Annotated in this window: 18 protein-coding genes and 1 other RNA gene; 9 read left to right on the top strand and 10 right to left on the bottom strand. The window is 56.0% G+C overall.

Annotated features, from left to right (window positions below; genetic code table 11):
- Window positions 1-688: non-homologous end-joining DNA ligase (gene ligD, locus JAO32_RS11765; protein ID WP_334240565.1), on the top strand; the 688-nt coding region annotated here is incomplete at its 5' end.
- Window positions 689-700: 12 nt separating this feature from the next.
- Here ligD and JAO32_RS11760 read toward each other — a convergent pair.
- Window positions 701-1798 (bottom strand): aldose epimerase family protein, encoded by a 1098-nt coding sequence (locus tag JAO32_RS11760; RefSeq protein WP_334240563.1) that lies wholly within the window; start codon window positions 1796-1798, stop codon window positions 701-703.
- 148 nt (window positions 1799-1946) lie between these two features.
- Between JAO32_RS11760 and ssrA the strand changes: the two genes are divergently transcribed.
- Both ssrA and JAO32_RS11750 read left to right on the top strand, forming a co-directional pair.
- Window positions 1947-2300: a transfer-messenger RNA gene (gene ssrA / locus JAO32_RS11755) on the top strand.
- Window positions 2301-2338: 38 nt separating this feature from the next.
- The gene (locus JAO32_RS11750; protein WP_334240561.1) at window positions 2339-3619 is read left to right on the top strand and encodes a glycoside hydrolase family 172 protein; all 1281 of its coding nucleotides are present in this window, start codon (window positions 2339-2341) and stop codon (window positions 3617-3619) included.
- 106 nt (window positions 3620-3725) lie between these two features.
- Here JAO32_RS11750 and JAO32_RS11745 read toward each other — a convergent pair whose 3' ends face one another.
- The 6 genes from JAO32_RS11745 to JAO32_RS11720 form a co-directional block, all read right to left on the bottom strand.
- A complete protein-coding gene (locus JAO32_RS11745) occupies window positions 3726-4232 on the bottom strand; it encodes a methylated-DNA--[protein]-cysteine S-methyltransferase (protein WP_334240560.1) in 507 nt (168 codons plus the stop codon).
- 53 nt (window positions 4233-4285) lie between these two features.
- The gene (locus JAO32_RS11740; RefSeq protein ID WP_334240558.1) at window positions 4286-6733 is read right to left on the bottom strand and encodes a heavy metal translocating P-type ATPase; all 2448 of its coding nucleotides are present in this window, start codon (window positions 6731-6733) and stop codon (window positions 4286-4288) included.
- Window positions 6734-6774: 41 nt separating this feature from the next.
- Window positions 6775-8253: a TolC family protein gene (locus JAO32_RS11735; RefSeq protein ID WP_334240557.1), complete on the bottom strand. Its 1479-nt coding sequence runs from the start codon at window positions 8251-8253 to the stop codon at window positions 6775-6777.
- The gene (locus tag JAO32_RS11730; RefSeq protein WP_334240555.1) at window positions 8250-9782 is read right to left on the bottom strand and encodes a multicopper oxidase family protein; all 1533 of its coding nucleotides are present in this window, start codon (window positions 9780-9782) and stop codon (window positions 8250-8252) included. The genes JAO32_RS11735 and JAO32_RS11730 overlap by 4 nt, the downstream gene beginning before the upstream one ends.
- Window positions 9783-9891: 109 nt before the next feature.
- Entirely contained in the window at window positions 9892-10329 is a 438-nt protein-coding gene (locus JAO32_RS11725) for a hypothetical protein (RefSeq protein ID WP_334240552.1), read from the bottom strand.
- A 66-nt stretch (window positions 10330-10395) separates the two neighbouring features.
- A complete protein-coding gene (locus JAO32_RS11720) occupies window positions 10396-11928 on the bottom strand; it encodes a fumarate hydratase (protein WP_334240550.1) in 1533 nt (510 codons plus the stop codon).
- A gap of 58 nt (window positions 11929-11986) precedes the next feature.
- Here JAO32_RS11720 and asnB point away from each other — a divergent pair, with 58 nt between their 5' ends.
- Together asnB and JAO32_RS11710 are read left to right on the top strand one after the other, a co-directional pair.
- Window positions 11987-13915: an asparagine synthase (glutamine-hydrolyzing) gene (gene asnB / locus JAO32_RS11715; RefSeq protein WP_334240548.1), complete on the top strand. Its 1929-nt coding sequence runs from the start codon at window positions 11987-11989 to the stop codon at window positions 13913-13915.
- Between the two features lie 28 nt (window positions 13916-13943).
- Window positions 13944-15287, top strand: coding sequence for an amidase (locus JAO32_RS11710; protein WP_334240546.1), 1344 nt, complete (start codon window positions 13944-13946; stop codon window positions 15285-15287).
- Between the two features lie 46 nt (window positions 15288-15333).
- On the opposite strand, the gene JAO32_RS11705 is transcribed toward JAO32_RS11710, so the two are convergent.
- A complete protein-coding gene (locus JAO32_RS11705; protein ID WP_334240544.1) occupies window positions 15334-15771 on the bottom strand; it encodes a carboxypeptidase-like regulatory domain-containing protein in 438 nt (145 codons plus the stop codon).
- A 78-nt stretch (window positions 15772-15849) separates the two neighbouring features.
- Between JAO32_RS11705 and JAO32_RS11700 the strand changes: the two genes are divergently transcribed.
- Window positions 15850-17250 carry an aspartate ammonia-lyase gene (locus JAO32_RS11700; RefSeq protein ID WP_334240542.1) on the top strand — a complete coding sequence of 467 codons (1401 nt, stop codon included), beginning with the start codon at window positions 15850-15852 and terminating at the stop codon, window positions 17248-17250.
- Between the two features lie 53 nt (window positions 17251-17303).
- Here the strand turns inward: JAO32_RS11700 and JAO32_RS11695 are convergent, their stop codons facing one another.
- The gene (locus tag JAO32_RS11695) at window positions 17304-18011 is read right to left on the bottom strand and encodes a hypothetical protein (protein WP_334240541.1); all 708 of its coding nucleotides are present in this window, start codon (window positions 18009-18011) and stop codon (window positions 17304-17306) included.
- 134 nt (window positions 18012-18145) lie between these two features.
- Between JAO32_RS11695 and JAO32_RS11690 the strand changes: the two genes are divergently transcribed.
- On the top strand, window positions 18146-18748 hold the full coding sequence (locus tag JAO32_RS11690) for a c-type cytochrome (RefSeq protein WP_334240538.1): 603 nt from the start codon (window positions 18146-18148) through the stop codon (window positions 18746-18748).
- A 50-nt stretch (window positions 18749-18798) separates the two neighbouring features.
- Here JAO32_RS11690 and JAO32_RS11685 read toward each other — a convergent pair whose 3' ends face one another.
- On the bottom strand, window positions 18799-19926 hold the full coding sequence (locus tag JAO32_RS11685) for a DUF481 domain-containing protein (protein WP_334240536.1): 1128 nt from the start codon (window positions 19924-19926) through the stop codon (window positions 18799-18801).
- A 53-nt stretch (window positions 19927-19979) separates the two neighbouring features.
- Here JAO32_RS11685 and JAO32_RS11680 point away from each other — a divergent pair, with 53 nt between their 5' ends.
- Together JAO32_RS11680 and JAO32_RS11675 are read left to right on the top strand one after the other, a co-directional pair.
- Complete coding sequence (locus JAO32_RS11680) at window positions 19980-20690, top strand: trimeric intracellular cation channel family protein (protein WP_334240534.1); 711 nt, start codon at window positions 19980-19982, stop codon at window positions 20688-20690.
- A gap of 213 nt (window positions 20691-20903) precedes the next feature.
- On the top strand, window positions 20904-21641 hold the full coding sequence (locus JAO32_RS11675; RefSeq protein ID WP_334240532.1) for a GvpL/GvpF family gas vesicle protein: 738 nt from the start codon (window positions 20904-20906) through the stop codon (window positions 21639-21641).
- Window positions 21642-21689 lie beyond the last annotated feature (48 nt).

Below are 21689 nucleotides of genomic sequence, written 5' to 3'. Positions count from 1 at the left end.
TGGCAGTGTGATGGTGGCTGACAAGAAAGGCGGCGCACCTGAGCCATACATCACACTCAACACCGCAGAAGCTCTCGCCGGACTCGCGCAGATGAGCGTGCTGGAGATCCATCCCTGGGGCTCGCGCAACGACGATCTTGAACGCCCTGATCGCATCATCATTGACCTCGATCCCGATGAGTCACTCTCATGGTCTACCGTCTGCGAAGCTGCACTCGAAGTTCGAGATGTACTGAAAAGCGCAGGCGTAGAAAGCTTCGTAAAAACAACCGGGGGCAAGGGCCTACACGTTCTCTTCCCAATCACGCCAAAGCATGACTTCGCCGTGATGAAAGCGTGGACCCACGGTTTGGTGCAAGCCATGGAACAAGCCCGCCCCGAACTCTATCTAACCAAGATGAGCAAAGCTGCACGCACCGGAAAAATCTACCTTGACTACCTGCGCAACGAGCGGGGTGCTACGGCCGTTGCACCGTACAGCATGCGCGCACGCACAGGCCTTCCCGTAAGCATGCCACTGGAGTGGAAGGAGCTTACTGGCAACACGCGTCCGCGCTATACCGTTCATGATTTTGAGGAATGGAAGCCGCGCCTGAAGAAGGATCCGTGGCGCAAACTGCTTGAGATCAAACAGACACTGAACGCCGCAGCAGTGGAGCACTTCGCGCCGAAGGCGAAGCGCTCCTAGCCGCAGCGGACATTACTTGGTAAAGCTGAAGATTGTTGTTGTGTGATACGTCTGTCCCGGTCGCAGCAGCGTGCTCGGAAACGCCGGGTGGTTCGGGGAATCTGGATAGTGCTGCGTCTCCAGGCAGAATCCACCGCGACGCACATACTTCTTGCCACCTGTGCCGGTAATCTCGCCATCCTTGATGAAGTTACCGGTATAGAACTGAACACCCGGCTCCGTAGTCTTCACGGTAAGCGTGCGTCCAGACGAAGGATCGGTCACAATGGCGGCGGTCTTCATCGTTCCCGCGGCACCGTTCAATACAAAGTTGTGATCGTAGCCACCGGCAATGGTCAGTTGTTCGTTCTTCGCCTCGATACGCTCACCAATGGAGTGCGGTGTGCGGAAATCAAAGGGCGTGCCAGCCACCGGAGGCAGATCACCTGTGGGAATCAGTACCTTGTCCACCGGTGTATAACGATCGGCATTGATCTGGATCTTGTGATTCAGAATCGTTCCATTTCCCTCACCCGACAGGTTGAAGTAGGAATGGTTCGTTAGGTTAATTACCGTTGGCTTTGTGGTTGTGGCGCTGTACTCAATCTTCAGGTCATGCCCGTGCAGCGTGTAGGTAACATGCGCAGTCAGCGTGCCAGGATATCCCTGGTCGCCATCGGGTGAAATCAAAGTGAACTCTACGCCATCGGCCACTTCCTTGGCGCTCCAGATACGGTTATCAAAACCGTCGGTGCCGCCGTGCAACGACTGGCCATTGTTGTTGATCGGGACATGATAGGTATGGCCATCAATCGTGAACTGTCCCTTGGCAATGCGGTTGCCATAGCGTCCGACCACTGCGCCAAAGTACGTCCCGCCATCATCCTGATAGCTCGCAGCCTGCGGATGCCCGAGAGCCACATCGGCAAACTTGCCATTGCGATCTGGAGCGTCAATCGCCTGAATGCGCGCGCCCAGCGTGATCAGTTTCACCTGCAGCTCCGGACTCTTCAGCGTATAGATTTCAACGGGTTTGCCGTTCTTCGCCGTGCCGAACGACGCCTTCGTTACTTCCGCATTCATACCGGTTCCGATCATCCCCAGCGCCAGCAGCGCCACTGCCATCTTCATTGTTCCATGCACCTCACGCCGCCATGCGCGGACTCCCGCGAAGTATACCGGGCTGAAGTACCATCGCGCGAATGCCGCAGGATTTATACTGGTTACAGTTCTTTGACAGCGCTGCAACACGCAACGCTCGAAGCTGCTCCACAAAGTTGGGGGCGTCATGGTTTCGACGGGGTCGCTTGTGGCAAGAGGGCATGCCGGGGTGTGGACACCCGTAATCGCTCACAAAACTATAAGTGCCGAACCTCAATTCGCGCTTGCTGCTTAATTAACTAAGTAGCCGATTGCTCCCGCTTCGCCTACGGGCAGGTACCAATCGTCGCACAGTAGGCTGGTCAAAGCTGTTCCGCCTGGACGGCAATGATGAGATCGATCAGGCTGGTGGCCGTTACATCTTCGCCCGTTCTAAGTGGCGGCTACGAGACAAAGATGATACGGGAAAAGCATGAATGCCTTTTGTCATTGGTTTCTTCGGACGGGAGTTCGATTCTCCCCGCCTCCACCAACTTCATTTCTTCCAAATCACCATCACGCAGTTCCCGCGTGACAGCAGAACGCAAAGCCAGTAGAGTGGTGGCGCTCGCCACTTTCCCTACGGAATTGGATGCTTCGCTTATGCGCTTTGTCTTGCCTGCCCTGCTTTCATCTCTGATTGCGCTCTCCGCCTTTGCTCAGGCGGTTCGCGGTAATGTCGACCTCACACATCCACAGACCTACACGCTGCATCGCATCGGCAGCATGGACCCCACCGGAGGAAATCGTGACTCGCTCCGTGTACTCGCGGGTGCAACAGCAACCTTGATGGATGTCGATGGACCCGGCCAGATCTCGCACCTTTGGGTGACTATCTCTGACGCCGAAAAGTACTTCCTCAAGCGCGTCGTTCTGCGCATCTACTGGGACGGTGAAGCCACCCCCAGTGTCGAAGTCCCCATCGGCGATTTCTTCGGTCAAAACACTGGCGAATATGTCGGCTTTGAATCTGCTCTTCTCAACGTTGGTTCCAGCCGTGCGCTCAATAGCTACTTCCCCATGCCCTTTCGGAAGCACGCGCGCATCACGATCGAGAATCAGGGCAAGCTCCCCATCAACAGCTTCTACTACAACCTGGAATACCGCACCGGCCCGAATGTCGCAGACAAGGATTCTCTCTATTTCCATGCACAGTATCGTCAGGCCATTCCCAACAAAGGATGGACGACAGACTTTTACGACAACCAGGATTATCGCGTAAACCTGAAGCCCAACTTAGATGGCAAGGATAACTACACCTTCCTTGAAGCCAACGGCAAAGGACACTACGTCGGTCTCACACTTGGCGTCGTACAAAACCAGGATGGATGGTGGGGTGAGGGCGATGAAATGCTCTTCATCGACGACATGAGCAAGCCAACCATCACCGGCACCGGATCAGAAGACTACTTCCTTGGTGCATGGGATTTCGGAACTCACTTTGCGTACCAGAGCAATGGAGCGCCGCTCGTGGGATCAGAACTCGCTGGCAGCCACAATCTCGTCTACCGTTTCCATCTCGATTCGCCCATTCCCTTCACCAAAGAATTTAAGGGCACAATCGAACATGGCCATGCTAACCATCGTTCCGACAACTACTACTCCGTCGCTTACTGGTATCAGACCGAGCCGCATGCCCCATTCCCTGAACTACCTGCGGTAGAAACTCGCTTACCAACGATCTATTCCACCGGTGGCCCCGGCAACGGCCCGCAACAGAACATCGCACCGCCAGTAGCGCCGCCCCCCATCCCGCAGCCGGGTGCGATCTCACCAACGGCCAATCCGCAATCACCTACGCGCCCGCAATAAAGCCACAAACAGAATGCCCAGGTCTGCAATAAGCAACCTGGGCATTTGTGTGAGAAGACGCGCTGCGTTAATGGAAGCGAAGGAGTTTACTCCCGCAAAACAACTATCAGAACAGTGGTTTCTGCCCCGGGATTGAAATCCCTTCCAACTCCAGCAATACGCGCTTCGTCTCAAGTCCACCGGCAAATCCTGTAAGCGCGCCTGACGTTCCAATCACGCGATGACAAGGCACCACAATCGACAGTGGATTCCGTCCATTTGCTGCCCCCACCGCACGGCTCGCCGTAGGCTTTCCCAAACGCGCGGCAAGTTCGCCGTAACTACGCGTTTCCCCATACGGAATGGCTAATAACTGTTCCCAAACCAACTTCTGAAATTCGGTTCCACGCGCATCCAATGGCAGCTCAAACTCGCGACGCTTTCCCGCAAAATATTCTTCGAGTTGGGCTACAGCTTTTCTCAACACAACATGCGAATCATCTTCACGAGCTTCTTCCAATCGCACACGCTTAGGATCATCCTCCGGCCAAAGCACAGCGACCAACCCAACATCGCTTGCCACCAACTTCAGCACGCCAACAGGCGATGGCATTGAAGTTTTCACCAGGCCCATATTTTCAATCTCTCCTTGCAAAGCATGTTAATCACGATCATGATTAACAATTCTTATTCCAGCCTTACAGAACGCAATCGCAACGAGTTTCCGATGACGCAAACAGACGAAAGACTCATCGCACCTGCGGCTACCATCGGATTCAACGTCAGGTGAAACAGCGGATACAGAACGCCTGCGGCAAGAGGCACTCCCAATGCGTTGTAAAAGAAAGCGAAAAACAGATTCTGCCGAATAGTTCTCATGGTGGCAACACTCAATCGCCGCGCTCGCAACAGACTCTGTAAATCGCCCTTCAGCAGCGTCACAGGCGCTGATTCCATGGCAATGTCTGTTCCTGTTCCCATTGCAATACCAACATCGGCAGCAGCTAACGCAGGAGCATCGTTAATACCATCGCCCGCCATGGCAACCACTGCGCCGCTATCACGCAGTTGTTTCACCAAAGCAGCTTTGTCCTGCGGCAACAGGCTCGCCTTGTACTCAATCTGCAAAGGTCCAGCTACAGCCTTCGCTGTCGCCTCATGATCACCCGTCGCCATCACAACCTTCAGTCCTGCACGCTGCAACTCCGTCACCACATGAGCAGCAGTCGAACGCATCGGATCAGCGATACCGATGCTTCCTGCAAACACATCGTCCACAACAACAAAGATCAGCGTTCGACCATCTATCCGCGATGCATCACTGTCTTGCGGCAGCTCACGTATCACCGCAGCATTTCCTATCGCAATGCTGCGGCCATCGACCGTTGCACACACTCCTTGCCCAGTCGTCGAAATAAACCCATCTGCAGAATGCAGCGCTACACCACGTTCCTCAGCAGCGCGAACCACTGCGCCAGCCAGAGGATGCTCGCTCATCTTCTCCACACTTGCGGCAAACCGCAGCACATCCTCTGTACTGAAGCCAGGCTGTGGCGTGACCTCCACAACAGAAGGCTTGCCTTCCGTGAGCGTGCCCGTCTTATCAATCACCAGCGTATTCACATTGCCAAGTTGCTCCAGTGCCTCCGCATTGCGCAGCAACACACCTGCATGCGCGCCACGCCCTGTACCTACGGTGATTGCCATCGGTGTCGCCAATCCCAATGCACACGGACACGCCACGATCAGCACAGCTACCGCACTCACCACTGCATGCGACAGTCGAGGCTGCGGCCCCATCAGCATCCATGCAGCGAATGCAATCACAGCAGACACAAGTACTGCGGGAACAAAGATGCCACTCACGCGATCTGCAACGCGTTGAATCGGCGCACGCGTTCGTTGTGCCTCACTTACCAGCCGCACAATCTGTAGCAACATCGTATCTGCGCCAACACGTTCTGCACGCATACGAAACGCACCAGTGCCGTTCATCGTTCCACCGGTAACGGCGTCATTCGCAACCTTTGCAACCGGCATTGGTTCTCCGGTCATCATCGACTCATCAATCGATGAAGCACCATCCAACACCACACCATCCACTGGCACACGCTCTCCGGGACGCACACGCAAGACATCCCCGACATGCACATCTGATAGCGGCACTTCTGTCTCGCTATCGCCTTCGACGCGCAATGCAGTTTGCGGGGCCAATCCCAATAAAGAACGCAATGCAGCACCTGTGCTGCTGCGTGCACGAAGCTCAAGCACTTGCCCCACCAGCACCAGGGTTACGATTACGGCCGCAGGTTCAAAGTAAAGCCCAATCGCGCCAGATGCACCACGCGCTGTTGCAGGGAAAAACTGGGGTGCCTCAACCGCAGCCAAGCTGTATAAATAAGCCGCGCCTGTTCCCAGCGCAATCAGCGTAAACATGTTCCAGTTGCCCGTGCACACAGACTGCCATCCACGTACAAAGAACGGCCATCCACATCCCCACACCACTGCTGTAGCCAACAAAAGCTCGACCACTGGCAAAGGTCGCATGAACATCATCAGCAACAATGGCAACGTCAACACCGCGGCGATCCAAAGCCGCTTCGTCATGTCATCCAGCTCGGAAGTGTCTTCCTCCAGCACCGCACCTACAGGCTCCAACGCCATGCCACAGATAGGACACGTTCCCGGTCCCATCTGCCGAATCTGAGGATCCATGGGACACGTGTATTCGATGCTCTCTGCGCCAACAGACGGAGGCACAGCAGGAGACGGATGCAGATACTTTTCCGGATCAGCTATGAACTTGGTGTGACATCCCTTCGAACAGAAGTAATAGGTGTCCCCCTTATAGTCCATCGAAGCCGCAGCCTTCGCAGGGTCAATCGTCATTCCACAAACAACGTCCTTCACCTTCGGGGTAGCAGGAGCTGATGACAGAGTCACCAACCCCTGCACTCCACCACAACAGCTGCCCGCCTCCGTATCTCCCTGCAAATACTTCTGCGGATGAGCCAAAAACTTATCGTGGCAACCTTTGCAGCAGAAGTAGTACGTGGTTCCTTCAAACTTTGCGGATGAAGCAGCCTTCGTTGGGTCCACTAACATACCGCACACTGGATCGGTCTGCACTGCCATCGTTTTCTCTTCACCACTACAGCAACTCATCGCAACAGACCTCAGTTCCCCGCACTTGAAGGCAGATTACGCATCGCATCTTCCGCGCCGATGCTCATAGGTTTTTCCAACGCTCCATCCAGCGTAAAGTTCTCCAAAGCAATTGCCGCAGACCATTCCTGATGTAACGCTTTCACATATCCCAACTGCAACTCATACAACATCGCCTGGGCCTCAAGCACTTTCGGATATGCCTGCCCCATCTGCTGGTACTTCATCACTTCCAATTCATACGCCCGGCGCGCTCTTGGCAATATCTGCGTGCGATATCGGTCAGCCGTGAATCGCGCCTGTTCATACTGTTGCGCAATAGGTTCTGCGCGCTCCCGTATCCACATCTGCGTACGAACTACCGCAGCCTGTGCACGAGATAAGTCCGCCTTGGCAGCACCGACGTTGCCTTGGTTGCGATTCCACAACGGCAACTGAACACCAGCCTGCGCAAATCCCATCCAGCCTGCAGCCTTATTCGTTCTATCCAACCGCTCGCCGGAATACCACTCGCCCGCTGTGATTTTCACATTCGGGACAGACTCACGCTGCGCGGACTTCACCTGCGCTTCTGCAATTGTTACCGAGGCCGCTGCCTGTTTCACCGCAGGGCTGTCTTCAACGCTCTTACGTATCAAATCCTGCACATCCATCTGCGGTGGCTCAGTCAATTTCCCATCCAATGGCTGCGCACTGATCGTAGCCACGCCTGCTGTCGCAGCAAGCCTTCCGAACGACGCCAAAAACATCCGCTGTGCATCGACAAATTCCATCTTCGCCTGCTCTGTCTGTATCTCGGCTTTCAATACATCAGCTGCATCCGCTTGTCCCACGCGCATCAATTCATGTGCGTTCACCTGCGCATCCTCTGCCTGCTTCAACATGCGTTCATGAATGGTCACCGAAACCTGTGCGCTCAGTGCATCAAAGAATCGTTGCGCAACGTCGTTGTGAACGCGCGCACGCTGCATCTCCACGCCAATTTCATTGGCCTTACCTTCCGCGCGAACCACATCACGACGCAGAGCAAGCTTTCGTCCCAGCACGATCTCCTGGGAAAGAAACGCGCCCTGTTCACCGCCATGAAAGCTGCCGCCGCGAATGTGCTCTCCTGAATAGCCGACAACCGGATCAGGTGGCAATGCTACTTGTCTTGCCTGCTGCTCGCTGCGTGCCACGGCCGCACGCGCTTCCACAAGCGAAGGATGATGCGCCTCTGCAAGATCCAACCACTGCGCCAACGTCATCGCCGGTTGGTTCACAACGTCCTTTAACAGTTCCGGTGCAGGAAGATTCTCCCCTGTACGAAACTCCAGCGCCTCCGGCTCCTGCACTTCCTGCATGGGATACGTAAGAGCATCCTTCGTTGCAGGCAGACTTTGTTGCTGCCTCTGCATTGCAGCATGATCGTGCTGCATACCATCCATCGATTGCGCTGTCGCCGCACCACTCGTCATCACGCACGCCAGTATCAGAGAATGCATCTTCATCGACGCACCTCCTCGACCTTTGCAACAGCACTCGTTGCAGCACCTCCATACAACGAAGCCATTGGATCATTCGGTCGATTTGCAGCTTTCATCGCAGCAATCACGCGGTCATATTGTTCCGCAGGAAGCACACGTACAAAGGTCATCATGCCCTGCATGAAACGGCTCCAGTCTGCGCGCAGACCAAGATTCTCCGGGCGATTGACCAATGCGTCCATCGACATCATCGGCCCTTCCATCAGTGCATCCTGCGGATAGTTCGGCACATTCTCTGCATTCGGCGCAGCCTCTTGCATCTGCTGCATCATGCCTTCATGGCTGGTATCAAAGGCTCTCTGCTGTTTGCGTTGCTGCGCACTCATGCGTGGCGAGCCGTTCGTCTGCTGCTGCATCATGCCCATCATCGATGGGTCCATATCAGTATCTGCAAGCGCAGCATCGCCATTGCGCATGGCAGGCTTTGTCACCATGTCCATGTTCATGGGCCGCGTCATCGGTCCCACCTGTGTCACCATCTGGTTCATCATGTGGTGCGGCAGATGGCAGTGCAGCATCCAGTCACCAGGATTATCTGCAACAAATTCCACATCGCGCGCCTGTCCAACACCAACCAGCACCGTATTTCCCGGCCACCATGCTGTCTCGGGAATGCGCCCCCCCTCCGTGCCTGTCGTGTAGAACGTGTGCCCATGAACATGCATTGGATGATGATCCATGCCCATGTTCACAAAGCGAATCCGAATACGTTCACCCTGCTTTACGATCAGTGGTGTTGTCGCTGGACTTGCTTTGCCATTCAGCAGCAACCAGTTGTACTCCATTTTCATGGTGTCAGGAATCGTCTGGTTCGCAAGCAGCGCGAACTCCTGCAAGTGAATGACATAGTCCTTCTCGCAGTGCGGACGATACGGCACCTTGGGGTGCATAATCACCGCGCCCAACATGCCTGCCATCTCCTGCATGGCCATGTGCGAGTGATAGAAGAAGGTACCTTCCTGCTTGATGATGAAGTTATAGGTGAAGCTCTCGCCGGGTTTGATGGGCGGTTGACTGATGCCCGGCATCCCATCGTTACCGATAGTGTCTTCAAACCCATGCCAATGAATCGACGTGGGCTCAGGCAGTTCGTTCTTGTAAATCACACGGATCTTATCACCCTGCGTCACCTGAATCGTGGGTCCCGGAGCACTCCCGTTGAAGCCCCACACATCCATCCACTTCTGCGGCGCAATCTGTTGGCGAAAGACGCTTGCAGTCAGGCGAAACACCTTTACATCGCCATCCATCTCAAATGGCAAGTCTCCCACTTCCGTGGTGATAACGGGCACCGTACCCACTGGCCTTGCACCTGTTTCCAACTTTGAAAGCGAACCGCTCGCTGTGCCTAAATAACCGCCTTTTGCATGCACCTGCGGCACAGCAGTCTGCGGAACAGAGGCAACAACCTCCGCCTTACCTTCGCGCCCAGCGGCAAGCAATGCCGCGGACCATGCAGCCGTACGCTGCAGAAACGATCTGCGTGTCGACATCTTTTAAAACTCCATACTGAAAACCAACGTGTACACACGGTGCGACACAACGCACCGCAACGTTCGGCGATGACTGCGCATTCACAAACACGCAGCAACAACCGGCGTATTACACGCGCAGCATGGAAGTTTGTTCGAGAGGAGAGAGCGGAACAGCAAGAGGATGATCTGTAACATCCAGCACATGTGTGATTGGCACAACCACATGCTCTGTCACTGGAAGAACCACAGCCACCAGCGATGCTGCATCATCCGTTACAACACGGAAGTCTGCCGAAGGCGGCAACGCCTGATGACGGCAATTCATCTGTCCGCATCCAGCATCGATATTGGGCAGATCGTTACGCTCTGCGCGCATTCCCTGGCAATGCTCCATACCGGAGTCCATCACCATCGCACCGTCATGCGGCATCGCGGCGGCTTCATCCATGGCAGATGCAGCCATCGCAGGCATTGCCGACACAGCACATATCGACTCGCATCGAGCCGTGCCCACGGAGAGCAGCAAAAGCAGGCAAAGCATCGCATTGGCGATCATCTTCCGCATTTCACTGTCCTCCCTGCCTTCTAGGATGCACCAGAATCGCGTTCGATGCATTCCAAAGTCGCATGCCTACTGAAGAATCGGCACGCCGCCCAGATCTTGCGAAGCCGCAATGCGAGCTGACCACTCTGCTGGACCAGTCGTGTGAACGCTGGTGCCATCGGCGCTAACTGCCACGGTCACGGGCATATCTACCACTTCAAATTCGTAGATTGCCTCCATGCCAAGGTCTTCAAACGCCAGCACCTTCGACGCTTTAATGGCCTTTGACACCAGATACGCGGCACCGCCAACGGCCATAAGGTACACCGCACCGTTGTCCTTGATGGCATCAATCGCCTGCGGTCCGCGTTCGCTCTTGCCCACCATACCCAAAAGGCCAGTCTGTTCCAGCATCTGCCGCGTGAACTTATCCATACGCGTTGCGGTCGTCGGCCCTGCGGGTCCAACCACCTCTTCGCGTACCGGATCGACCGGGCCGACGTAATAGATAAAGCGATTTGTAAAATCCACCGGCAACTTCTCACCGCGGTTCAGCCTGTCTGTCATGCGCTTGTGCGCGGCGTCGCGCCCTGTCAAAAGCTTGCCGTTCAGCAGAACAGTTTCACCCGCCTGCCATGTCGCCACTTCTTCACGCGTCACCGTGTCCAGATTCACGCGGCGCGCATTTGTGGGGTTATAAGTGAGCTTCGGCCAATCTTCCAACGACGGCGGATCAAGCTTTGCAGGACCGCTGCCATCCAGATGAAAATGCACATGCCGCGTGGCCGCACAATTCGGAATCATGGCAACAGGCAGGTTCGCCGCGTGTGTCGGCGCGTCAAGAATCTTGATATCCAGCACCGTCGTCAAGCCACCAAGTCCCTGCGCACCAATCCCTAGCGCATTCACTTTGCGATACAGCTCGATGCGCAGTTCCTCAGTCTTGTTCTGTGGCCCACGCGCAATCAGCTCCTGCATGTCGATGGGTTCCATCAACGATTGCTTGGCCAGCAACATCGCCTTCTCAGCCGTGCCGCCAATGCCAATGCCGAGCATCCCCGGCGGACACCACCCCGCCCCCATCTGCGGCACCATCTTCAGCACCCAATCAACGATCGAGTCCGACGGATTCAACATGGCAAACTTGCTCTTCGCCTCGCTGCCGCCGCCCTTTGCTGCAACGATTACGTCCACACCATCGCCTGCGACCAGCTCCGTAACCACAACGGCAGGCGTATTGTCCTTCGTGTTTTTGCGGCTGAACGCAGGGTCCGCCAGCACCGACGCGCGCAACGTATTGTCCGGATCCAGGTAGGCGCGGCGTACGCCTTCATCGCACATCTGCTGCACATCCATGGTGGCGTCGGCAAACTGCACGCCCATTCCGATCTTCAGAAAGACAGACACAATGCCAGTGTCCTGGCAGATGGGACGATGACCCTCCGCGCACATGCGGCTATTGATCAGAATCTGCGCCATCGCATCTTTGGCAGCAACGGACTCCTCAAGCTCATAGGCGCGAGCGAGGTTCGTAATGTAGTCCACCGGGTGGTAGTAGCTGATGTATTGCAGCGCGTCCGCAATGCTGCTGATGAAGTCTTCCTGCTTGATCTGCGTCATGACAACTTCCATGGTAAAGCCAATGAAAGTTGGTCTTTGACGGACCATCCTATTGTGCATGCCCCAAGGAGTAGGACCAAGGCTATCGAAAGATAGGGACCGAAACTTACTGATTTTTTACGCCTCCAAAGCGACAATTTCTGCAACGACTGAAACTTATGCACGTTTTTCTCGTCAGGGCAGGTCTTTTATGTGTGGCATTGCAGGCTTTCTGGCTCTGAATGGGCCGGCAGCTTCTCCTTTTGAAACGTTAAGTGTTATGGCGTACCCAATGAGAAATAGAGGGCCGGATGCATATGGCTCGTGGGTAGGCCCGCATTCTGAAATCGGAATGGCACATCGTCGTCTATCGATCATTGATCCCACAGAAGCTTCTGACCAACCGATGCACTTCCCGGATCACTCTCTATCGATTGTTTTTAATGGGGAAATCTATAACTTTCGCGAACTTCGGTCACAACTGGAGTTTTATGGACATTGCTTTCAAACGGAAGGCGATACCGAAGTTCTGCTCCACATGTACCAGCAATATGGGCTGGATATGCTCCCACGACTACGGGGGATGTATGCCTTCGCAATTTGGGACAAAAGTGCCCAAATACTCGTCCTGGCACGAGATCCGTTAGGCATAAAACCGATGTACTACAGTGTGATCGATGGCAAATTTTATTTTGCTTCTCAGGTCAAGGCGCTAAAGCCTCTGCTGGACACCCACACACCTGATGCTGCCGGACGGGCAGCTTTTCTTTTGTGGGGTTCTGTCCCAGAGCCTTACACGCTATATCGAGAGATTCGATGTCTTCCTGCCGGCGCGGCCATGATCGTGGAACCTGGATGCGAGCCACGACTCATACAGGGGGAAACCGTTGGCGACGTATTTGCCGCAGCCGCGACACAGGAAGTAACGCAGGATCACGCGGAGCGACAGCACGTACTTCGCGAAGCGCTATTTGACTCGGTTTTCGCCCACATGATCTCGGATGTACCGGTGGCACTCTTCCTGTCGGCGGGATTAGATTCAGCAACCATAGCCGGACTTCTGAGTGAACGAAAAGGAGAGGCCCCCCAGGCGATGACTCTGGGTTTTACAGACGGCAAGGCAGAAGACGAAACGAAACTAGCACATGAGATCGCAGATTTTTACGGACTAGCCCATAAGGAAAAGTTCTACGGAGCGGAACAGTTCGCGCAGATGTATGAGTCCTTTGTGAACGCTATGGACCAACCCACGATTGATGGGATGAATGTATTCATGATCAGTCGCATGGCCAAGGATTTCGGCTACAAGGTGGCCCTCTCCGGCATCGGTGGTGACGAACTTTTCGGGGGCTACCCAAGCTTCCACCAGGTTCCTGCAATCAAGCGGAAGTTTCAGTGGGCAAATGGCATTCCAGGGCTTGGGAAGACGTTTCGATGTCTATCCGCTCCCTTCCTGCGCTACATGACTTCTCCCAAATATGCCGGACTACTGGAGTATGGAACCAATATTCAGGGCTCGTACCTACTGCGTCGCGGTCTGTTCATGCCCTGGGAATTGAAACATGTGATGAACCCCGATATGGCGCGGGACGGATTGCGTGAACTGGAGGAGACGGGCCTGATTGGGCTACGACTCCCAAACCTGGTGTCTGGAGATGTGGACAAGCTGCATGTACACATTCTGGAAATGACGATGTACATGCGGAACCAGTTGTTGCGAGACGCGGATTGGGCAGGCATGGCCAACTCCGTCGAAATCCGAGTTCCTTTTGCCGATTGGAAACTGTTGAAGGTTCTTGCGCCTTACATCGTGCACGGAGGCTTTACCAAGCAGGACATGATCGCGACTCCTGCGCGACATTTGCCCGCCCATATCCTGAATCGACCCAAAACCGGCTTCGCAGCCCCTGTTCGCGAATGGCTAAGCGTAGGCTTCCCGGGAGAAAAGCCAAAACGAGGGTTGAGAGGATGGGCTCTCCATCTGGAGAAGGCTTTCGTTACGAGTTGAACAGGGTTGCGGAACATACAATCAGGCAATGCGTCCGATTGGCGATGTTCTGCAACAACTTCACTCTGGAGTAACAACCAGCCGCGCACTGGTTGAACAATGCCTCACCAACATCGCCGACCCCGGCGGCGAGGGTGCGCGAACCTTTACCCGTGTCAGTGACACGGCTCTGCAGCAAGCCGACGCAGCCGACGGTCTGATCCGTGCGGGCAATACAGCGAATCAACCTCTGCTGGGACTTCCTATCTCAGTGAAGGATCTATTCGACGTGGCCGGAGAAATCACTACCGCAGGCTCTGTCGTGTTGGCTGAAGCGCCTCCAGCCCGGCAGGACGCAACCATCGTCGCACGTCTGCGCGCAGCGGGAGCCGTCATCATTGGCCGGACAAACATGACGGAGTTTGCCTATAGCGGGCTCGGACTGAACCCGCATTACGGTACTCCTGCCAATCCGTGGGATCGCGCTCATCGCCGCATCCCCGGTGGTTCGTCCAGCGGAGCAGCTATCTCAGTGACAGACGGCATGGCAGCGGCGGCCATCGGCACAGATACAGGCGGTTCTGTGCGTATTCCGTCTGGACTATGTGGACTTACAGGCTTCAAACCCACAGCCAGCCGCATTCCCATGGATGGCACACTGCCCCTCGCTCGCAGTCTTGATTCCGTCGGCCCGCTGGCGGCCACAGTGGATTGCTGTGCGCGCCTCGATGCTGTTCTCTCTGGCGCAGCCCATGCCCCGCAGCCTGCATTGCCTCCGCGCAAACTCAAGTTTGGCATCCTGCAGGGCTACGTTCTGGAAGGATTGGACGATGCAACAAACAACGCTTTCCAGAATGCGCTACTCGCATTGAAAGCAGCCGGCGCCATCATCGAACCGGTGGAATTCCCGGCTCTGGCGCGTATTCCTGCCAGTAATCAGACCGCCGCAGCTGAGGCGTATGCGTGGCACCGGCGTCTGCTTGCAACCAGCGGGAACCGCTACGACCCGCACGTCTCCACACGCATCCTGCACGGTGCCAACATGCTGGCCGCAGACTTCCTCGACCTGATGCAGGCACGACGAGAAATCGTTGCTGAATCCATGCAAGTCTTCGCGGGATACGACGCCATTCTGCTTCCGACAACGCCCATCATTCCGCCGCCCATCGCGGAGCTGGAACACGACGATACGGCCTACTTCAACGCCAACGGCCAAATGCTGCGCAACACAAGCATCTTCAACTTCCTCGATGGCTGCGCTCTTTCCGTTCCCTGCCATCCGAACGGCGAAGCGCCCGTCGGCCTGATGATCGCTGGTGCTCATGGCAACGATGCGCACGTACTGCGCGTAGGATCTGCGATCGAAGCAGTTCTGTCGCCATTGCGCCAATAAGAAAAGCCTCGCCAATGCGAGGCTTTTTCATCCAAAGGAAGAGCCACTACTCGATGGTCAGCTCGCGCGTAATCGTATCGCGCGTGTCGAACTGGCTGATCGTCTTCTGGTCAGTCTTCTTGTCCTTCGACTCAGCCCAAAGCTGATAGTCCACTGTGCGTGAAAGCTGCACAAAACGGAACTTGCCTGTCTCATCCACGGTCACGGACTTCACATTCTTATTGCCGTCATTCTTCAGGTACACCACAGCGCCCTTCAGCGGCGCGCCGTCCTTGCTCTTGACGACACCACTGACCACGCGTTCATGCACTACAGTCTTGGTGTCATAGGTGCCAATGCCAAGGCCCTTCTCACCGCTTGAGCCTGTCCCGTTGGCGTTCCGGCTCAAGCCCGGAATAAACTGTGCACCTGCACTCGCAACTCCGGCAAAGGCGAACACTCCGGCAAGAAGAACCATGGAAAAAGGGAAACGCTTCATGGGCATGATTTTACTCCCGGCAAGGGCAATTTCGCACCCTGTTTCCTGTGCGGCAAACATCTAACTTCATGAGAGGGATGCAACATGGACACGCGCAGGGAAAAAGACTCGCTCGGCTACGTAGAGGTTCCCGCCAAAGCGCTATACGGAGCGCAAACGGCACGCGCCATCGAGAACTTTCCCATCAGCGGCCTCCGCGCTAATCCTTTTCTTGTCCGCGCATTGGCGCTCATCAAATTCGCCGCTGCAAAGGTGAACGGCGACCTGGGCCTGATCACCCCGGACCAATCACGAGCTATCCAGCAGGCGGCGCAGGAGGTCCTCGACGGGCAGCATCTCGATCAGTTCGTTGTGGATGTGTTTCAGGCCGGTGCAGGCGTTTCGCTACACATGAACACGAACGAAGTGCTGGCAAACCGCGCTTCGCAGCTACTTGGCGGCACTCCAGGTGAATACACGCTGGCGCACCCCAATGACCATGTGAACTACGGCCAAAGCACCAATGACGTTTTTCCCACGGCCATGCGCCTCTCTGCCCTGCTCGCCTTGCAAGAGCTTTATCCGGTGCTGGAATCGCTGGCAGAAGGCCTGGAATCAAAAGCCGCCGAGTTCGACCACATTCTGAAATCAGGCCGCACCCACATGCAGGATGCCGTTCCCATCCGCCTGGGGCAGGAGTTCGCGGCCTACGCCGTGGCCATCCGCCGTGCCAAGACTTTCATCGCGGAAGCGAGCGCCGGTCTACGTGAACTGGGGCTCGGAGGGTCCGCCGTCGGTACCGGCATCAACACGCATCCGCAGTATCGCTATCTCGCCGTTGGTTTGTTAGCCGAACGAACGGGTGAACCACTAACCGCCGCCGACGATATGCGATACGCCATGCAATCGTGCGCGCCCATGGCCAGCATTTCCGGCGCACTGCGAACTCTAGCGTTGGAGATCATCCGCATCTCCAACGACCTTCGCCTGCTCTCTTCCGGCCCAAACACGGGCCTCCGTGAAATCGATCTTCCTGGTCTGCAACCCGGCTCGTCCATCATGCCGGGCAAGGTCAACCCCGTACTGCCGGAGCTTGCCGCGATGGTGGGTTTTCAGGTCTGCGGCAACGATGCAGCCGTCGCTATGGCCGTGCAGGCAGGCCAGCTTGAGTTGAACGTGATGATGCCCACCATGGCGCACAACGTGCTCCAGTCCATCACCATCCTCACCAACACGCTGCGCGAACTGGATCACCGCTGCATCCGCGGCATCACAGCCAACGAAGCTCGCTGCGCCTTCTACGCGCAATCCACCGTTTCATTGGCCACAGCGCTGAATCCTTACATTGGCTATGCGAAAGCTGCCGAAGTCGTAAAAGAATCCATCGCTACTGGCCGCTCCATCATCGACATCGTGCGCGAAAAAAATCTACTGACAGAACACCAGATCAGCACCATCCTTGACGCCCGCGCCATGACCGAGCCGCGCGAAAAAGAGTACGCATAACGCAACAAAGGCCGCTCATAATGAGCGGCCTCTGCTTCTAGAAAGAAGCGAACTTACTTCGATTGACGTCCGAAGCGATACACCACACCTGCCTGCAGGCCCAGGTTGTTCTGCACCGTTCCACCAAAGGTGGTGCCCACATACGTCGGCTGCACACGAACTGCCAGGTTGTTGTAAATGTTGTAATCCGCAATGAAAGAGAGCGAATAAGCAAACTTTGCATTCGAATCTGGCCACATGCCCAGGTCTTCTGAGCGCAGCCCCTTCGCGTCGCCGCCGAACTTGCTCATAGCCACACCGGCCACAACGTTCGCGCTCAGCGTGTATTTTTCCTTGGCATAAAAGCGGTACTGCGGACCAGCCATGAAAGTGTATTCGCTGATCTGCGGGCTATAGACACCATTCTTCACGAACAGGTTCGGGATGTTGGCACTGCCATAGAACCCGCGCACGTCGCCCACAATACCCAGCGTGGGGCTGAGCTGATAGTTGGCGTTCATGAAGAAGTTCACTTCAGAGATCTTCTGCAGATTCTCACCCGTGCGGAAGCGCAGGAAACCGCCACCACCCGCTACTTCCCAGCGGTGCGAGTAAGCGTCCGCGATGTTGCGTGCGATGCGCGCCTGACGGTTCGCATTCAGACGACGCGAGCCGCGGGTAGGCGTAGACGAGGTGGCCTGTGCAGTGGCCGTTGCGGCAAACAGAACTAACGCGGCGGAGGCGGCAAGCGCGCGCGGCGCCGGTGCGGTGAAACGGAACATCAACCAATACTCCTCAGGTGGCCCGCAGGCTTGCTACGTTGGACGGAAGCGGATGAAAATCCGGGACGACCCGGACGGACCACAACACCCATTAGAACATTCCCTGCCGGACACGCGCGAGAAAGAACCGAACCATGGCAAAACAAAGCAGAAATTCCGGCAGATCCAGCCGTCGCGGTGGCAACGGCGGCACAGGCAAGCTGATCCTCGGCATGTTACTTGGCGCCATCCTCACCCTGGCGACCATCGCCGCATGGATGCGATTTGGCAAGCCACCCGTCGCTGTTAGCGATGCGGCATCCCTCTGGGAACCGCTGGTGGCCAGCGTCCCAGCCAATGCACGCGCAAAATCCGAAGCTAAAACGCCTCCATTCCCCGCCAGCGAAGACACGTTTGAGGCCGCAGCAAGGCTGTATCGGCAGCAGTGTGTCTCCTGCCACGGAGCACCGGGACAAAGCTCCGCAACCGGACGCGCCATGTCGCCCCGCGCACCACAGTTCTTCTCGCCACAGGACAAATCCGTTCTCGCAGGCCAGAAGCCTGGCGAGATCTATTGGAAGACGGCCTATGGCATTCGCCGCACCGGCATGCCTGCTTTTGGCAAGACGTTTACCGATACACAACTGTGGCAGATCAGCCTGCTACTGCAGGCCTCCAACGGCGAATTGCCCGATCCCGTGCGCAACTTACTCACTGAGGGATTGCCTCCGTTGCAGCCCACGGAAATCAAACCCTGAACAAGAAAAGCCCCGGCAGTAGCCAGGGCTTTTGCATTCGTGCGCGCTGTTTATCTCAGCGCATACGTCAGTCCGGTTGTGAACGTGAAACTGTTCTTCTTGTAACCGGGATCAGGGTTGTTGATGTAACTATCCAACGCCGTCACACTCAGCGCCAGGCGCTTGAATAGCGGTGCTGCCAATGTCACACCGCCGTTCGCCGAGTAGGCATTGAAGTCATTCCACGCCGGAATAAAGGCGGCCGTCTGCGTCAACACCATCTTGTAAGGCAGAGATCTGCGATAGGCCTCGCTAAAAGTGGATCCAAACAGATTCAGGTTCAGAGAAGGATCGAAATGCCCCTGCCGTTGATAGTGCGCATCCGCCTTCAGATCCAGCTGATGCAGAGGCTTGTTGAATACCGTCCAACCGAAGCCGCCACCATAAAGCTGGTTCAGTGCAATGCTCTGCGAGTAGTTGTGGTCGAAGGCAGTGGTAGCCAGCACATAAACGTTCTTCGAGATGTACTCATCGCGCTCTGCATCCGCATGCATAATGCTGGTTTTAGCCTGCTCATCGGAACCAGTTCCGCTGATGACCGCCGGGGTGGTCAAAACGCCGTAGTTTTCCAGGAAGTTCGCTGTGGTTCTGTTGCGTGGCCGGAAATACGGAACCACTGGAATTTGCCGGATCAGCGAAACGCCCGTAGAAATGGTGCCACCGTGAATGGTCGCCTGCGTGAAACTGGTGCCCAGGTTCACGGCGCCATTCCATCCACGGAAGAATGAAATATCGCGCGCCAGCGCACTGTCGAAGGTCTGCTTATCGACGACGTAGGCTACGTCTTTCGCCGGGACCGTTTGCGCGGGAACCTGTGCGGTCTCCTGCACAGTCACGGTCTCCGTAGTGATCTCCACAGGAGCGGGCACAACCTTCTTCGATTGCGCCACTGGCACGCCATGCTTGAGAACAGCAAACGCACCATGCGTCTTCAGGTCTTTCACCTGCGACAGCGGCACAGTGATCTCGCCAGCCATGTCGCTCTTGAAGACAACGTTGCCACCGACACTTCGTTCAAGTGTGCCGCTGAGCTGATCGCCGTTCGTAAAGATGAGGACATCCTTCTCCGGCGCAGCCTGCTGCGCCTTCAACCCCATCCCCACACCGAGCACAAGCAGGCAAGCTACTTGCGCATTCATTCTCCAGTGCATGTAACGTGTCATGGTATTTAGCATAGCCTGAGGCAATTCTCATGCACTCTTTGCACGCATTAACCTGTCAAGTTCTGCAGGTAGGACCCACAATTCCGCTACCGCTACACCCTCAGCAGATTTCCAGCGTATTTTTTCGCTTCTTTGAAATCGCCGCGATATCACTGGGTGCACTGGGCGGAGTGCTGAGTCTGCGTCGCGACCATACCTCGCGCTATGACGTGATTGGATTGCTCGGGCTGGGCCTGTTGAGCGGCGTGGGTGGTGGCTTGGTGCGTGACATCATGCTGGGCGACGGCCCTCCGCTCGCACTGCTGCATCCTTCCTATCTCGCCTATGCACTTGCCGGTGCTGCCATTGCCATCTTTTTCGGCCATACGGTAGGCCCACGAATGCTTGCCTTCATGAACATCGTCGATGCGCTGGCCCTAGCGTTTTTCACGACCGCCGGCAGCACACGTGCCATGAATGCCCACCTCGGCTTCTTACCTTGCCTGATGCTTGGCGTCACAACCGCCGTTGGAGGCGGTGCATTAAAGGATTTATTCAGCGGCAGAACACCGGCTACCTTCCAGGAGGGCGAACTCTACGCACTGGTCGCCACTTTTGCAGCCGCTGCGTTTCTCGGATTGGCTCGCATAGGGGTTCCGGTAAACCATGCGGCGTCTATTGGCACCACCATCGGTTTTGTGTTGCGGTTGCTTGCGATCCGTTATGGATGGCGCACTCGAGCGATCGGAGCACTTTCGTAACCGAAACGTTTCGATCACAAGCGCAGCCAGCGAATCCCCAAAGTGTCCCAAAGAAAGCCAGAAACACGGGCTTGCCAACTGTTTCTTCGTTTGCTTACTATTCGCTTCGCGTCGGGAGATTCATATTTTCACCCAGACGCCCGAGACCCGGACAGGTCAAACCGTGACCATGGGGTTACCCATGTAACGGCGCGAATTGGGAGAGAAACAAAGATGTCGTGGTATGCCTATTGCATCGCGGAAAGGACTTCCTTTCCGGAGCTTCTTCGCCACCGTCGTCCGATGCCACTCGATGGAATCTCGGGCCTCTTCGGAAATCAAACCTTCGCCTTCCCCGCCAGTGACCTCGCCGTTGTTGTCTCGGAACACAACCCTGAAGACGATGCCCGCATGGACCAGCAAGCACAGCGCGATCATGCGCGTGTGATTGCAGAGTGCTTTAAGCACGCCACGGTTCTTCCCTTCCGTTTCGGAACCCACTTTGAAGACGACGACGCCCTGCGCCGCTCCGTCCGCTCAAACCATCGCCATTTCATCCACAACGTAGAACGCCTGCGCGGCAAAGCCGAGATGCACCTTAAGGTGCTTGTTGATGACATCTGCACGGAGTCGCACAAGACTGCTGCAGGCGTTGTCGGCAAGGAATACCTCGCCAGCCTGCGTGAGACTGCGAGCGCACAACGCGAACGCCAGTCCAAGGCTCGTGCCCTGCAGGTACAAATGCAGCGCATGTTCCTGCCCGACGCAGAAGAAGTAACCTGCAAACGCGCCGGCGAAGGCAAAATGCTGCTCGACATCGCCCATCTGGTCGACAAAAAGCACGTCGAGCGCTACCAGAATAAGTACTCCACCGCCATGGACATGCTGAAGGACTGCCGCATGCAGCTCTCCGGCCCCTGGCCTCCGTACCACTTTGTGCAACGGCAACAGCCGCACAACTCCGCCAACTAAACAAACGTTGGCCCTTAGCAGTAAGAAAGCCCGCTCAAACTGAGCGGG

Origin of the sequence: Terriglobus sp. ADX1 (assembly GCF_036877645.1) — a bacterium.
Taxonomy (GTDB): domain Bacteria; phylum Acidobacteriota; class Terriglobia; order Terriglobales; family Acidobacteriaceae; genus Terriglobus.
The sequence above is the reverse complement of the archived record's forward strand: the minus strand, read 5'-3'. Positions and strand labels throughout refer to the sequence as shown.